This window comes from Clostridium sp. FP2 (assembly GCF_011065955.2).
Lineage (GTDB): Bacteria > Bacillota > Clostridia > Clostridiales > Clostridiaceae > Clostridium_AD > Clostridium_AD tagluense.
This window is the reverse complement of record NZ_JAAMNI020000001.1, coordinates 2,799,212-2,814,355: the sequence shown is the minus strand read 5'-3', so window position 1 is coordinate 2,814,355 and position 15,144 is coordinate 2,799,212. Positions and strand designations below refer to the sequence as shown.

General features: G+C 32.7%; 16 protein-coding genes. All 16 read left to right on the top strand.

Going from position 1 to position 15,144, the window contains the following annotated elements:
• The first annotated feature begins 184 nt into the window (after positions 1–184).
• The 16 genes from G9F71_RS13565 (at position 185) to G9F71_RS13490 (ending at position 14,968) form a co-directional block, all read left to right on the top strand.
• Positions 185–823 (top strand): chloramphenicol acetyltransferase, encoded by a 639-nt coding sequence (locus G9F71_RS13565; protein ID WP_164951461.1) that lies wholly within the window; start codon positions 185–187, stop codon positions 821–823.
• A 79-nt stretch (positions 824–902) separates the two neighbouring features.
• The gene (locus G9F71_RS13560; RefSeq protein ID WP_164951462.1) at positions 903–1,526 is read left to right on the top strand and encodes an HAD family hydrolase; all 624 of its coding nucleotides are present in this window, start codon (positions 903–905) and stop codon (positions 1,524–1,526) included.
• A complete protein-coding gene (locus G9F71_RS13555; protein ID WP_224626761.1) occupies positions 1,462–1,716 on the top strand; it encodes a hypothetical protein in 255 nt (84 codons plus the stop codon). Before G9F71_RS13560 ends, G9F71_RS13555 begins: the two co-directional genes overlap by 65 nt.
• A 289-nt stretch (positions 1,717–2,005) precedes the next feature.
• Entirely contained in the window at positions 2,006–2,593 is a 588-nt protein-coding gene (locus G9F71_RS13550; RefSeq protein WP_164951463.1) for a GNAT family N-acetyltransferase, read from the top strand.
• A complete protein-coding gene (locus G9F71_RS13545; RefSeq protein WP_164951464.1) occupies positions 2,583–3,401 on the top strand; it encodes an alpha/beta fold hydrolase in 819 nt (272 codons plus the stop codon). Before G9F71_RS13550 ends, G9F71_RS13545 begins: the two co-directional genes overlap by 11 nt.
• Positions 3,402–3,452: 51 nt before the next feature.
• A complete protein-coding gene (locus tag G9F71_RS13540) occupies positions 3,453–4,247 on the top strand; it encodes a sugar nucleotide-binding protein (protein ID WP_164951465.1) in 795 nt (264 codons plus the stop codon).
• Positions 4,248–4,330: 83 nt separating this feature from the next.
• Positions 4,331–5,143 (top strand): alpha/beta fold hydrolase, encoded by an 813-nt coding sequence (locus G9F71_RS13535; RefSeq protein ID WP_164946180.1) that lies wholly within the window; start codon positions 4,331–4,333, stop codon positions 5,141–5,143.
• A gap of 515 nt (positions 5,144–5,658) precedes the next feature.
• A complete protein-coding gene (locus G9F71_RS13530) occupies positions 5,659–6,735 on the top strand; it encodes a M24 family metallopeptidase (protein WP_164951466.1) in 1,077 nt (358 codons plus the stop codon).
• Between the two features lie 31 nt (positions 6,736–6,766).
• Positions 6,767–8,566, top strand: coding sequence for an aminopeptidase P family protein (locus G9F71_RS13525; RefSeq protein ID WP_164951467.1), 1,800 nt, complete (start codon positions 6,767–6,769; stop codon positions 8,564–8,566).
• A gap of 32 nt (positions 8,567–8,598) precedes the next feature.
• A complete protein-coding gene (locus G9F71_RS13520) occupies positions 8,599–9,963 on the top strand; it encodes a peptide MFS transporter (protein WP_258881076.1) in 1,365 nt (454 codons plus the stop codon).
• Between the two features lie 215 nt (positions 9,964–10,178).
• Positions 10,179–10,559, top strand: a complete 381-nt coding sequence (locus tag G9F71_RS13515; protein WP_164946177.1) for a carbonic anhydrase — start codon at positions 10,179–10,181, stop codon at positions 10,557–10,559.
• A 270-nt stretch (positions 10,560–10,829) separates the two neighbouring features.
• A complete protein-coding gene (locus tag G9F71_RS13510) occupies positions 10,830–11,633 on the top strand; it encodes a lipid II flippase Amj family protein (protein WP_164946176.1) in 804 nt (267 codons plus the stop codon).
• Positions 11,634–12,057: 424 nt separating this feature from the next.
• Positions 12,058–12,567: a GNAT family N-acetyltransferase gene (locus tag G9F71_RS13505; protein WP_164951468.1), complete on the top strand. Its 510-nt coding sequence runs from the start codon at positions 12,058–12,060 to the stop codon at positions 12,565–12,567.
• A gap of 281 nt (positions 12,568–12,848) precedes the next feature.
• Complete coding sequence (locus G9F71_RS13500) at positions 12,849–13,583, top strand: aminoglycoside phosphotransferase family protein (RefSeq protein WP_164951469.1); 735 nt, start codon at positions 12,849–12,851, stop codon at positions 13,581–13,583.
• Positions 13,584–13,755: 172 nt separating this feature from the next.
• A complete protein-coding gene (locus tag G9F71_RS13495; RefSeq protein WP_164951470.1) occupies positions 13,756–14,286 on the top strand; it encodes a CDP-alcohol phosphatidyltransferase family protein in 531 nt (176 codons plus the stop codon).
• A gap of 130 nt (positions 14,287–14,416) precedes the next feature.
• The gene (locus tag G9F71_RS13490; RefSeq protein ID WP_164951471.1) at positions 14,417–14,968 is read left to right on the top strand and encodes a GNAT family N-acetyltransferase; all 552 of its coding nucleotides are present in this window, start codon (positions 14,417–14,419) and stop codon (positions 14,966–14,968) included.
• Positions 14,969–15,144 lie beyond the last annotated feature (176 nt).

Genomic DNA, 15,144 nt, shown 5'->3' with positions numbered 1-15,144 from the left:
CTAAAGTAGGCTTTGGAGGAAATATAGTTTTATTTATATGTTCTATTTTAATTATTGTTGGATTTGGTATTATACCTTAATTAAGTTAGTAATCTCAATTGTAAATGACATAGATGGGATATGGCAGAATTGTATTTTATGATGAAGTTTAGTTAGAAAAATTTTGAGGGAGAGTGATATACAGATGAAGTTTATAGATATAGAAAATTGGGAAAGAAAAAATCATTACAATTATTTTAAACAACTTGATTATCCTCATTTTAATATTTGTGGGAATGTTGATATTACAGAGTTTTATAGATTTATTAAGGAAAAAGAAAATCCGTTTTTCATATCAATTTTGTATGTTGTTACAAAAGCAGCAAATAGCATAAAGGAATTTCGTTATAGGATAAGAGAAGATAAAATAGTTGAACATGAAATTGTTAGTCCTTCTTTTACAGTAATGGCTTCAAATGAAGTATTTAGTTTTTGTACAGTTAAATTTATAGATGAATTTAAAGAATTTAAGATTAATACATCAAATGAAATAGAAAGAACAAAAAATAATGTAAGTATCGGAAATGAACCAGGTCGGGATGACCTCTTATATACTACAAGTATTCCATGGGTTTCATTTACCAGCATAACTCACCCAATTCAAATGAAGCCTGTTGAGAGTGTCCCAATAATAGCATGGGGTAAGTACTTCGAGGAAAATGGAAGGATAAAGTTACCACTATCGGTTCAAGTACATCACTCACTAGTAGATGGAGTACATGTTGGGCAATACTTTAATAAAATTCAAGAAATTTTAGATAATCCCGTAAAGTATTTTCATTGAAAGGAGAGTGCTTATATGAAATATACAATGACTGATAATTAATAATGTAAATGCTTAATTTAAATAACTGAGGTGAATAATGTATAATTATATTATATTTGATATTGATGGTACAATTTTAGATACCGAATTTGCAGTTCTTTCATCACTTCAAAAATTAGTGTTTGAAGAACTTAATAAAAATTTTAGTTTTGAAGAATTAAGATTTGCTTTAGGTATTCCAGGAGAAGTAGCATTAAATAAACTTGGAATAACTAATCTTTTAGAGTCTAATGATAAATGGAATAAATATTTAAAAGAATATCTTAATCATGTGAAAGTTTTTGATGATATTAAGGATACTTTAATTAAATTAAGCGAAATAGGAATTTTAGCAGGTATAGTTACTTCGAAGACTAAACAAGAGTACATAAATGATTTTGTTCCCTTTGGGTTAACTGATTATTTTAAATTAGTGGTTTGTGCAGATGATACAGAAAAGCATAAGCCTAATCCTGATCCAATTTTAAAATTTATTGAACTGTCAGGGGCAGATAAATCTAAGGCTATATATATCGGCGACACTAAATATGATATGGATTGTGCATTTAGTGCTGGTATAGATTTTGCATTAGCGTTATGGGGTGCTAAATCATCCATTGGAATTAATGCAAATTATATTTTTGAAAATCCTAAACAAATATTGGAACTTACAAAAGTTTAACTATCAACATGATATAAGAAACAGGACTTTTATAAAATGTGCAAAACAAGATGGGATTGAAAAACTTGCAGAATATGTTTTGAAAAATCAAGAAAATGGAATTATCTATGGTTGGAACAAAGATTATGATAATTTAGACAGTGAAGAAGCTGTATTAGGCATATTATATAATGGCTTTAAAAATATCTGAGTAAAATAATTTTTTTTAAAAAATTCATAATACGATACATTTTCTTATACATCAAACGACTTATCTTAAATGGATGAGTCGTTTTTTATATCACCATATCACCATATCAGCAATATTATCTAACGGAGCATAAATAAAGTAATAATATGTATTATTATTATTATAGAAATATGATGATGTTAAAATATGTATAGCATGCTATAATTTATATATAGCTAGGTAGAAGTCGTCATATAAGACGCAGATAATTTATATTAATCACATTATGAATTTTTAGGGGGTATTTTTCATGTTAAAACATACTGGAACAAAAATAATAGAAACTCAAAGACTTATATTAAGACAGTTTAAAGAGGAAGATGCTGCAGATATGTTTAATAATTGGGCATCTGATAATGAGGTTACAAGATATGTCTCTTGGCAAACTCACAGTGAGATTGAAGTAAGTGAACAAGTACTTACAATGTGGGTTGATGAATATAGTAGCCAAGAAAATTATAATTGGGCAATAGAAATAAAGGAAAATGGAAGTGTAGTTGGTTCTATTGGACTTATGAATATAGATAATAATATTGAAAACTGTGAGATTGGTTATTGTATAGGTAAGGCCTTTTGGAACAAAGGGATAACAACTGAAGCTTTTTCTGCGGTAATTAATTTTGCATTTAAAGAAGTAGGGTTTGAACGTATAACCGGACGTCATAATGTTGATAATGTAGCCTCTGGACGAGTTATGGAAAAGTGTGGTTTAAAATATGAAGGTACTTTAAGAAAGATACATAAGATTAATACTGGTTCACTAGTAGATTGTAAATATTATTCAATATTAAAGGAAGAATATGTACCAGATGAGAGGAGAAAAAAGAATGGAATGTAAGATACAAAATATATCTATAAATTATGAAGTAATAGGTAGTGGAAAAGCAATTATTATGATACATGGCTCTCACGTAGATCATAGATTAATGACAGGATGTATGGAGCCTATATTTAATAATCGAGATGGATATAAAAGGATATATATTGACTTACCAGGGATGGGAAAAAGCAAAAGTGAGAATTGGATTATAAATTCAGATGTAATGCTGGATATCTTAATTAGGTTTATTGAAAAAATCATTCCAAATGAGAGTTTTTTACTTGCAGGTGAATCCTACGGTGGATATTTAGCAAGAGGAATAGTACATAAAATGAAAGAGAGAGTAGAGGGGTTGTTCTTATTATGTCCTTCTATTATAGCTGATTCTAAGAAACGCAATATTCCACCACATATTATTTTAAAGAGAGATGATGAACTGTTATCACAACTTGAACCATCTGATGTGGAAGGTTTTTCTTCGATACATGTAGTTCAAAGTAAAGAAGTTTGGTACAGGTATAGAGATGAAATTTTACCTGGATTAAAAGTGGCAGATAATGATTTTTTACTTAATCTTCAAGAAAATGGATATGCGTTTTCATTCGATGTAGATAGTGTGAAAGAAAAGTTTAATAAGCCGACTCTTATGCTGCTCGGACGTCAAGATTCAAGCGTAGGTTATAAAGATGCTTGGAGTATTTTAGACAACTATCCAAGAGCAACTTTTGCTGTATTGGATAGAGCAGGACATAATTTGCAAATAGAACAGGTAGAACTATTTAATTCATTAGTTGCTGAATGGATTCTAAGAATCGATGAGTCATAGTATTCTCAAATTTTGTCATAAAGAATTTTAAAAACGAGAGGACGTATAAGTATGAAAATATTGATTGTAGGAGCAAGTGGATATTTGGGAAATACAATATATAAGAAACTCAAGGAAGATAGTAATGATGATATTTATGGAACTTGCTGCAACTCTAGTAATCATGAACTTTTAAAAATTAATGTATTGAATAAGTTAGATATAAAGAAAGTACTTTCATTTAAACCAGATATAATTATTTGGAGCATTTATGATGTAGAAAAAGAAATGTCCTTATCCCAAATAGGTATAAATGAGATAATTAATGAAATTTCTGAAGATGTGCGCTTAATTTATGTTTCCACTACAGTTGGAGAAGGAAAGCAGCAGGCTGAAAATATAATTCCTCATAAACGTATGCCTGATGAGTACTTTTCAAAGTACATTAACGGTAAAATTGAAGGGGAAAGTATAGTTAGAAAGCATCCTAATTATGTAATTGTAAGGCCTGGTAGTATATATGGTTATGACTATGATGGTAAAATGGATTCTAGAATGAAAGGATTGCTTGAAATTTCAAAAACAGGTAAAAGATGTTCAAGAACAGCAAATATGTATGCCAGTTTTGTTAATGTATGCGATCTCGCAGATGCTATAATTGAACTTGAATATAGCGATTTTACAGGAATAATAAATGTAGCAGGAGAAAGGGCAGTAAGTCATTATGATTTCAACATACATTTAGCAAGATTAATGGATATTAATAACAGTTTTATAATACCTGATTATAAGCAAGAGGAGGTATATCATAATATAAATAACGACAAAAGAAAACTTTTACTCCATACTTTAGTAAGAGATATTTGAACAATTGCATTTTATTGCGTGCACAAATTTATGCTCAAGTGAATAACCTATTAACATAGCTATTTAATTATTGGAGGTTATAAGTGGGATATTATGTTAGGGTAGAACCAAATGTAAAAATCTATGTAGAGGATCTTAATCCAGAGGGAAAGAATACAATCTTGTTTCTACACGGTTGGCCTGGAAGTCATAAGTTGTTTGAATATCAGTTCGATCAGCTTCCAAAGATGGGATACAGATGCATTGGGATAGATACTAGGGGATTCGGTGATTCAGATAAGCCTTATGGAGGTTACGACTACAATCGCTTGTCAGACGATGTTAAATGCGTGGTTGACACGTTAAATTTACATGATTTCACACTCGCAGGACATTCAACTGGTGGGGCTATAGCTATTAGATACATGGCCCGTCATAAGGGACAAGGAGTATCTAAACTTGCTCTTTTTGCAGCAGCAGCTCCTAGTCTTATAAAGCGTCCCAATTTCCCATACGGTTTAGAAAAAGAAGATGTAATCAAAATTATTCAGGGAACATATACTGATCGCCCTAAAATGCTGAGCGATTTCGGTAATATATTTTTCTTTCAGCATATAACTAAAGCCTTCTCTGATTGGTTCTTCCAATTGGGATTACAGGCAGCCGGTTGGGCAACTGCGGCCATTGCAAAAACTTGGATAGATGAAGTACTGTTTTCTGATCTAAGAACTATAAACGTTCCAACTTTAATTATTCATGGTATTCATGACAAAGTGGTTCCATTTCCACTAGCTGAAGTACAAAAACAAGGTATTAAAAATTCAAAACTTATACCATTTAAATACAGCGGTCACGGTTCTTTCTATGACCAACGTGACAAATTTAACGAAGAATTAGTAAAATTTATTGAAGAATAAGACTTTACCAACTTAGAGCGTCTTAATAAAAATATGAAAGCAATAGTTAATTTAAAAACCGTATTATTCTGAAGTGTGAATTTTACGGTTTTTTTATGCCGTAATACAAAAAAGCACATCATAAACTACGGTAAGAATTTATTTTAAAGGGCTTTTCTTCCTGAGATTTTACTAGTAAATTATAAAGTTCTGGTGTTAAAAAAAATAACCTATAGGAACGTTTAATGCTTCTGCAATTTTTCTAGTATACTATTATATTGAAATTAGTATGATATATATATACAAAATACTGTTAGATCTAAATAATTACATTATTACTTAAAAAAACGTATACATTGATAAATTAATATGATAGAATAACAACATAAATGTTATAATTTTCTGAATATTGTAGCATTATGTCGAGACTATCTGGAGCAGAAACAATAGTAATTGCTTTATAAGTTTATAATTAATTCTCTGTGAAATCAGAGAGTTAATATATATAAATAAAACATTTCAGGGGGGATTTTTTAATGATAAACCAAAGACTTGATAAGGTTCTAAAGATTATGAGCCAGGAGGAAATACCTCAAATGATAGTTTCTGACCCAGCAGCAATATTTTATCTTACTGGAAAATGGATTTTTCCAGGAGAGAGAATGCTTGCACTGTATATTAATTTAAATGGAAACAACAAATTATTTATTAATGAGTTATTTCCTATAAGTGAAGATTTAGGTGTGGAAAAAATATGGTTTAACGATACTCAAAGTCCAGTGAAAATTCTTGCAGACAACATTGATAAAGAAAGCCCAATGGGTATAGATAAAAACTGGCCAGCACATTTCTTAATAAAATTAATGCAATTAAAGGGCGGAGGCTCATTTGTCAATGGATCTGAAATTCTTGACAGAGTAAGAATGTGTAAGGATGAAAATGAAAAAGAATTAATGAGAGCAGCTTCAAAATTAAATGATAGTGCTATGGGCGAAATGATAAAACTTGTGCCTGATAAGCATTCTGAAATAAAAATGGGAAAATTACTTGGCGAAATGTGGGATGAAATGGGAACTGAAGGTCATTCCTTTGATCCAATTATAGGATATGGTGAAAATGCAGCAGACCCACATCATGTAATGGATAACTCAACAGTAAAGCCCGGAGATAGTGTAGTTATTGATATCGGCTGTAAAATGGATTCATACTGCTCAGATATGACTAGAACTGTTTTCTACAAAAATGTATCAGACCATAGCAGAGAAGTTTACGAAATTGTTAAAGAAGCAAACAGAAGAGGAATTGAAAAAGTTAAAGCCGGAGTTAGATTTTGTGATATAGATGCAGCAGCTAGAGACTATATAACAGAAAAAGGTTACGGAAAATACTTCACTCATAGACTCGGACATTCAATAGGTATTGAGGTTCATGATTTCGGTGATGTTTCTTCCGTTAATACAGATGTTGTTCAGGTTGGACAAATATTCTCCATAGAACCAGGTATTTACTTGCCAGGAGACGTAGGCGTACGTATAGAAGATTTAGTTATAGTTACTGAAGATGGCTGTGAAGTATTAAATCATTACACAAAAGATTTAATTATTGTAGAATAGAATATTCGATTCTATGAAAGAGAGGAAAAAAATGAGTGAAAGTGTAAAAGAAAGAATTTCAAAATTGAGAGCGTTTATGAAAGAAAAAGGCCTGGATGCCTATGTTGTTCCATCCGCAGACAATCATCAAAGTGAGTATGTAGGAGAATTTTTCAAGGCAAGAGCCTATGTAACCGGTTTTACGGGTTCTGCCGGAACAGCGGTAGTTACAAAAGACGAAGTGGGTCTCTGGACGGATGGAAGGTATTTCCTTCAAGCCGAGCATCAGCTTGAAGGCAGTGGAATCAAACTCTTCAAGATGGGCAACCCAGGAGTCCTTACGGTATTGGAATATATAGAAGCTAAAATGCCCAGTAATGGAAAACTCGGATTTGATGGACGCCTCATGGCGATGCAAGAAGGGGAAGATTTTTCTTCGCTACTTGCCCATAAGAACGTGGCCGTTGAGTACGCCTATGATCTCGTTGATATGGTATGGGAAGGTCGTCCGAAACTGGCAAATGAGCCTGTTTTTCTTCTTGAAGAAAAGTATTCCGGCGAAAGCAGGGCGTCCAAGCTGTCTAGGATAAGAGCTGCCATGAAAGATAAAGGAGCAAGCTACCATGTCATCACAACCTTGGATGACATCGCTTGGCTTCTCAACATCCGAGGAAATGATGTCATGTATTCACCTCTGGTGCTCTGTTATGCGGTTGTTACCATGGAAAAGGTAGACTTGTTCATTGAAGAAAGTAGGCTTAATGTAAGCGTCAAGGAAGCTTTAGCCAAGGATGGTGTGGTATTAAGGCCTTACAACGATATTTATGAAGCTGTCAAGGACTTTAAGGCTGAAGATGTGGTGCTAATCGACCCAGACAGAATCAATTATGCTCTGTACAAAAACATTCCAGCTAAGACAAAAAAAGTCCAAGCAGATAATCCTAGCATATTGTTCAAGGCCATTAAAAATCCTGTGGAGCTTGCCAATATTGAAAAAGCTCACATTAAAGACGGTGTTGCCATTACGAAATTCATGTATTGGCTGAAAACAAATGTTACAAAAACAACAATCACAGAAATCAGTGCTTCAGAAAAACTGGAAGAGTTCAGAAAACAGCAGGAGGGTTACTTGTGGCAAAGCTTTGCACCAATTTGCGCTTTCAAAGAACATGCAGCCATGATGCATTACTGCGCTACGCCTGAAACAGATGTGAAACTTGCGGAAGGCCACTTATTATTGATGGATACTGGCGGAAACTACTTTGAAGGTACAACGGATATTACCAGAACATTCGCCATTGGCGAAGTGAGCAAAGAACTTAAGCATCACTTTACCTCCGTTGCCAGAGGCATGATGAACCTGTCCCGTGCTAGATTCCTTTACGGATGCAAAGGCTACAACCTAGATATATTGGCTAGAGAACCAATGTGGAGTCTTGACCTAGATTATAAATGCGGAACTGGTCATGGTGTAGGCTATTTGCTAAATATTCATGAAGGACCAAGTGGCTTTCGATGGTACATCGTACCATCCAAGCATGAAACTAACACTTTAGAAGAAGGCATGGTTATAACCGATGAACCAGGTATTTATATCGATGGATCCCATGGCATCCGTATAGAGAATGAGCTCATCGTCAGAAAAGGCATTGAAAACGAATTCGGTCAGTTCATGCACTTTGATTCTGTCACCTATGCTCCAATTGATTTGGATGCTATAGACACAGAAGACCTTAACCGCGATGAAAAACTGTATTTAAACAGTTATCATAAGCTTGTGTATGAGAAATTAGCTGAGTATCTGAGTGCTGAAGAGAGAGCATGGCTAAAATCCTATACAAGAGAAGTTTAAACATAAGAAAAAATTAGTTTAGGGGGAAAATTATGAGTGAAATTGTAGTGAAAAACAAAAGGCCTTTTGGTTTTTATGTTTGTTGTGTGGCGTTCATGTTCGAGCGGATGGCATATTATTCTGCTAAGTATCTAATTTTTGTTTTTGTTGCTGCTACACTGGTAACAGGCGGATTAGGTCTTACAAAGTTTGAAGCAGCACTTATTCAATCAAATCTTGTTGCGTATACCTATCTTGCACCTATTATTGGTGGATATCTTTCTGATAGGCACATTGGTGCCAGGTACTGTGTTCCAGTTGGACTAGTTTTGATGGCCGCCGGGTATATAGTGGGTGGATCTGCAACTAATGCCGTAACCATGAATGTGATGGTGACACTTGTAGCAATCGGTACAGGTCTATTCAAAGGTAACGTTTCTGCAATCAGCGGTGCTTTGTTTGAAGACGAAAGTCAGCTGGATTCAGCATTTTCAGTTCAGTATTCCTTTGTCAATATCGGATCATTGATTGGAACAACGGCGGTGGGTGTTCTTATAGCCACAACTTTTGCCCATGGTGACGTTCAGGGCTACAGAGCTGCGTTCCAACTGTGTGGTATCATTTGTGCAATTGATGCTGCGTGGTTCCTGTTCGGTATGAAATTCCTTGGAGAAGTAGGCAAAAAGCCCTTCAAAGATGGCAAGCACATGGAAAAGAAAGTTGTAACTGAAAATAAGCCATTAACAAGAGTGGAAAAAAGAAAGGTCTTTGCTATTGTATTGGTATCCATATTCTCAGTTGTGTTCTGGGTGTTCTGGTACCTAACTTACCTGGCTGTTTATGATTACGGTGCTCAGTTCGTAAACCTGAATGTAGGCAGATTCGTAGTGCCACTTTCATGGTTCGACTCCTTGAACGCCTTTGTATGTATTGCTATGGGACCAGTTTTGGGTATACTGTGGTTTAAATTGTCCAAGAGGCCTAAAGGTGATCTGAGCTTGTTTAAAAAATTGGCTCTGGGTCTTAGTTTACTTGGAATGTCATTCTTAATGCTTGTAGGTGCAGAAATTTCAAGAGGCACAAACAAGGCAAGCATTGTTTGGATCATCGCATTCGGCGTGCTCCTAAGTATGGGTGAAATGCTATTCTCACCACTTGGTAACTCCTTTGTTACTAAATATGCACCCAACAAGATTTACTCGGTACTTATGGGCGTTTGGATTTTAGCTTCCTTCATCGCGGGTAAATCCTATGGCTACCTGTATGAGTTTGCTTCAAAATTTCCGATTATACAGTCCTATGTTGTCATCCCTATCATTTTGTTCGTATGCGCAGTATTGCTGTTTATCTTTGACAAAAAGCTTGTAAAACTGCTGGAAGATGAAGAACCAGCGAAAAATGTCAAAATCGTCGCATAATAGGTTTATTTTCTAAAACAAAAAAGATGGCTTCTGTCTTGCACAGTAGTCATCTTTTTTTCGAGATTTTATCTACTTGCTGTAAGCCGTAATGGCAACAGTTGTTTTTTTCTCGGGGACATGAAACCGAAAGGAGCTATATGATAGGATTAATTAATCACGGATTCTATAATACATTCATACTATATTAGTATAAAAGTAATTGAAGGTGTAAAATGAAAAAAAAATTTGGAACTGCTCTAAACTGTATTGATGGTAGAACTCAAATTCCTGTAATAAAGTGGTTGAAAGAAAATTTTGGTGTGGATTATGTGGATTTAATTACAGAACCTGGAATGGATAAGGTATTAGCTGAAGGTCAATGGGATGAAATTGAGAGGTTAAGAGAGAAAGCTATAATTTCAATAGAAGCTCATAATTCTAATGTAATTGCTGTAGTAGGCCATTATGATTGTGCTGCAAATCCTGTTAGTGACTTAAAACATTTTCGGGATATAGTAGCATCTACATATACAGTAGTATCATGGGGTCTTCCTGTTAAAGTAGTGGGTCTATGGGTGGATGATTTTTGGCGTGTACATGTTGTCAGTATATAAGTAACAACTATCTATAATATATAACATTGGTTAGATGCCGGTGTTATTTTTTTGTTGTTGTATAAGATTAAAGAATAGGAAGAATTGTTGGAAATGATGAACAATGTTTCATGTGCTCTTGATGAAATTGCTTAGGCGTAGGGTAACGTATATAGTTATTTAGATAATGGTATAGGATTTTAAGTAGATTATTTATTGTAATAATGTGTAAAATGAGTTATAATTCTCTTGTAAATTAAGAAGAAAAGATTGATTGAAGGAGGAAAGTGAATGTCTACACAAGTAATAATTGTTTTAATTCTTACAGTTATAATTTCTATAATTGCAACGCTTGCTTATTCTGTAAGAATTGTTGGTGTAAAAACAGGAAGAATAGCTGTATCTTCTGCAGTGTTTAGCATTTTTGCATTAATATCTAGAACTGCAAACAGTATTCAAGCACCATTATTGTCTAAAAAAATTGAAAATACTATACTAATTGGAAATGCTGAAAATTTATTATATATATTTAGGTGGATACTTTTTTCTACAACCGTAGCAACAATTATAGGGGCATTATTAATGCCAACATTTATAAAAGTTTTGCGAAAAGCTGTAGAATCATTTAGTATTAATCGTTCTATCCCTAAATTATTGTTACATGGTTTCTCAAAATCAGGAATAGAGCAGTTTAAAACTAGTGTCACAAAACCTAGTAAAGAAAATTTGTCACATTTAAAAAACTTTAAAATGATGCCTAAAAAAATTATTCTAATTAATACAGTAGCTTTCTCCGCGTTAACGGTTGCTTCTTTGGCATCATTATATGCAGGATGTTTAAATCCAGTACTCCGATCAACATGCAGTAATTTAACATCGGTGATAACAGGAGTGGCAACATTACTTATGGTTATATTCGTAGATCCTTATGTATCAATGCTAACCGATGATGTAATAAAAGGGAAATGTACTGAATTCCAATTTAATAGATGTATAATTTTTATTGTTGGAGGATTAATCGTAGGTACGATTTCAGCTCAGTTTTTATTAATTCCAGCAGCTGAAGCAATATCCTTTATAGCTAAAATAATTTAGATATAATTTAAAAAATAAATTATGCTTAACAATTTATAGTTGCTACTGAAAAACCAAATATATATAATGGCAAAAGCTTATTTCATAGAGAAATCAACGGGATAGGCTTCTTCTAATTAATTCAAACGACAAATTAGTACATATTTACATAAGTGTTACTATATAAAAAGGAAGTTGGAAATTAATGTAGAATTATAGATTGTGGAAACTTAATTAGAAGAGTATATTATGGATGAGTTGAAACTATCAAATATGATAATAATGTTTAATGAATATGCTCATTATTGTCTATAATCGAAAGTCAAAAAAAGTATAAAATTTGATATGTACAAGGCATATCAGCAAACTGAAGACATTTATCAGTTAAAAAGTTATGTAAAACTTGTAAAAAAACGCGAAAAACTTATAGTGGGAGGTAGATTAAATGGATAGGAAAGTATTAGAGTCAGAAAGGTTACTTCTAATGCCTTTATCTTTTAATGAACTATCATATATTAGTAATAATGAGATTAATAATATTGAAACTATCATTGAATTAGAAGCAATATCTAATTTTGTTAAATCAGCAATATTAAAGAAACTGGACAAAATGCAAAATATTAGTGAAGATATTCATGAATGGTATACCTACTGGCTAATCATAAATAAGGATAATCAAACAGGGATAGGTTTTATTGGTTTCAAAGGGTTGCTAAATGAAAATGGTTATTCAGAGGTTGGATACAGTATTTCAACTAATTATAGAAAGCAAAAACTTATGACGGAGGCTTTAGAAGCATTAGTAAAATGGGCTTGTGGATTTCGAGAGTGTAAAGGAATAATTGCCAGAGTTTTAAAAACAAATGTAGGCTCTAATAAAGTATTAAATAATTGTAATTTTAAAGTAGATAGCTCTACCGCACAAGAGGATAATTATATTCTTGTATTTAGATAAAATTAATAGTCGGATTTTAGATGCACTCTTCGTAAAGTTCGTCATAAGCAATTATAAGAATTACTAAAGAAATTAGATGAATTGGACAGGTTATGTCTATAATCGGAAGTCAAAAAAGTATAAAATTTAATTAGTGTAGGGCCTATCGGCGATATCTTAAGACATTTCTCAGTTAATGAGATATGTCAAACTTGTAACAAACGGCGAAGTAAAGGTTATTTATAAAATTAGAATAAAGATTATGAATAGGTTAATGTTTTGAAAGATTAGGAGAGAAATAAATGAAATATGGGAAAATAATTGGCATAGGTAATACTGCAAATGTATATGAATGGGAAGAAGGCAAGGTGCTTAAACTTTTCTATCAAGGCTATCCAAAAGAATCGGTAGAAAGAGAGTTTCAAAATGCAAAGGCAATAAGAAATATGGATTTTGCAAAACCAAAGGTATATGAAATTATTTTTTGCGAAGAGAGAATGGGTATTATATATGACAAAGTGAAGGGTGAATCTCTGTTGAATTGGCTTATGAGAACAGGTGATGTGAAGGAATGTGCAGTATATATGGCAAAGTTACATAAGGAAATCCTTCAGAATACGATTAGTAATGTAGCGAGTTACAAGGATTTTTTAAAATGTAATATATTAAAATCGCCATCAGCTAATTCAAAAAAACAAGCAGAAGTATTGAAAATGTTAGATGAACTTCTGGATGGAAATACACTTTGTCATGGTGATTTCCATCCAGGTAATATATTAATATCGGATGGACATACAATGGTTATAGATTTCATGAATGTGTGTCATGGAGATCTTTTATATGATGTTGCAAGAACTGTATTTCTGGTGGAATACACACCTGTGCCGATAGAAGTGGTCGATAGAGAAATGCTTTTACAATTTAAGAAAACGCTGGCAGATTTGTATCTTATGCAAATGAATGTTACCAGAGAAATGATACAGAATTATCTATCAGTTATTATTGCAGCTAGAGTGGGTGAATGCGCGAAGGAATAGTTAAATGCAAGGTAAAATGTATGTAGTAGAAGAGACTTAATGTAGCATGAACAAGTAGTTAACAGACGAATTATGAACATAATGTGTGGTTGTGTTAAGTCTCAATTTTTTTAAGTAATGACATAGTATTAATTTGCGTAATAAAAATTATTAATATTTGGGAGGTGATGAGATGAAATCAATACCAAATTGTATATCGTTTAGTAGAATAATTTTTTCTTTGATTTTGATTTTTGTTACGCCATTGAGCATAGTCTTTTATGTAATATATATTATTTGTGGATTCAGTGATATTATGGATGGATTCATTGCCAGAAAGACAGTGACAACAAGTATACTTGGCGCAAAGCTTGATTCTATGGCTGACATGATAATGACAGGAGTATTATTATTTGTGCTTTATCCAATCGTAAATCCTACAACTGAAACCGTCATTTGGATTATTTCAATTGCTATTATCAGATTAGCCTCGATGGTTATAGCACTGAAAAAATATAAAACCTTTGCAAGTCTCCATACCTACGGAAATAAAATCACTGGCATAGTATTATTCATATTTCCAATATTGCTTCCCTATGTTCATAGAAATGTGTTGATGTATATAATTTGTGCTGTGGCAAGCATATCAGCAATTGAAGAATTGCTTATTCAGTTGAGCTCAAGTCAACTGAACTTAAATAAACAAAGTATATTTGAAAAATGAGCATAATCTTTGGGTTTATTTTATTAAGTGTGTTGGGACAGTTAATTTGAAATGTTCCTGCTTGTAGAATATAACTAACTAATCTAATAAAGAATGTTTATAAAAACAGAAAATAGGTAGGTGTAATTATATGTTTTTCAATACGATAGAAACTAACAGACTTATTATAAGAGAATTTAATGAAGACGATTTTAAGTCTATTCATGCATATGCTTCAAAACCAGAGGTAACAATGTATCTACCATTTGGACCCAATAGCGAAATGGATACACACATTTTCTTGAAAAAGGTTATTGATTACCAAACTTTAAAACCAAGATATGATTATGAATTTGCAGTAGTATTAAAGCAAAATAATATTTTAATTGGTGCTTGCGGGATACATGTCACAAATATTAACAATAAGGAAGGCTCCATTGGATATTGTTATGATAAGCAATACTGGGGAAATGGCTATGCCTCTGAATCAAGCGATGCAATTATAAATTTTGGATTTGAAAAATTAAATCTACATAGAATTTTTGCTACATGCCATCTAGATAATACTGCATCAGCGAAGGTTATGGAGAAGATAGGGATGATAAAAGAAGGTCGATTAAGGGAGCATAAATTACAAAAGGGAAAATGGAGAGATTCATTCCTATACTCGATTCTTGATTATGAACATAATGTCAATTCATAAAGAGTGTAAATATACTCCTTAGAAATAGTCACTTTACAAGTGGATTTCAGCTTTAAAACTATTACCAAAAACGAATTATCAACACAACTCTAATATAACCTTTATGCTATTTGCTTTAGGTATTACTTAATGTACACTTCGTAATAAAATTTCTAATTTTTTAACAGGAGGATAGC

Bases quoted from the DNA above. Each gene is read 5' to 3' on its own strand.
- G9F71_RS13490 (WP_164951471.1), top strand. From the start codon at position 14,417: ATGTTTTTCAATACGATAGAAACTAACAGACTTATTATAAGAGAATTT.
- G9F71_RS13530 (WP_164951466.1), top strand. From the start codon at position 5,659: ATGATAAACCAAAGACTTGATAAGGTTCTAAAGATTATGAGCCAGGAG.
- G9F71_RS13515 (WP_164946177.1), top strand. From the start codon at position 10,179: ATGAAAAAAAAATTTGGAACTGCTCTAAACTGTATTGATGGTAGAACT.
- G9F71_RS13520 (WP_258881076.1), top strand. From the start codon at position 8,599: ATGAGTGAAATTGTAGTGAAAAACAAAAGGCCTTTTGGTTTTTATGTT.
- G9F71_RS13540 (WP_164951465.1), top strand. From the start codon at position 3,453: ATGAAAATATTGATTGTAGGAGCAAGTGGATATTTGGGAAATACAATA.
- G9F71_RS13560 (WP_164951462.1), top strand. From the start codon at position 903: ATGTATAATTATATTATATTTGATATTGATGGTACAATTTTAGATACC.
- G9F71_RS13565 (WP_164951461.1), top strand. From the start codon at position 185: ATGAAGTTTATAGATATAGAAAATTGGGAAAGAAAAAATCATTACAAT.
- G9F71_RS13510 (WP_164946176.1), top strand. From the start codon at position 10,830: ATGTCTACACAAGTAATAATTGTTTTAATTCTTACAGTTATAATTTCT.
- G9F71_RS13525 (WP_164951467.1), top strand. From the start codon at position 6,767: ATGAGTGAAAGTGTAAAAGAAAGAATTTCAAAATTGAGAGCGTTTATG.
- G9F71_RS13500 (WP_164951469.1), top strand. From the start codon at position 12,849: ATGAAATATGGGAAAATAATTGGCATAGGTAATACTGCAAATGTATAT.
- G9F71_RS13545 (WP_164951464.1), top strand. From the start codon at position 2,583: ATGGAATGTAAGATACAAAATATATCTATAAATTATGAAGTAATAGGT.
- G9F71_RS13505 (WP_164951468.1), top strand. From the start codon at position 12,058: ATGGATAGGAAAGTATTAGAGTCAGAAAGGTTACTTCTAATGCCTTTA.
- G9F71_RS13550 (WP_164951463.1), top strand. From the start codon at position 2,006: ATGTTAAAACATACTGGAACAAAAATAATAGAAACTCAAAGACTTATA.
- G9F71_RS13495 (WP_164951470.1), top strand. From the start codon at position 13,756: ATGAAATCAATACCAAATTGTATATCGTTTAGTAGAATAATTTTTTCT.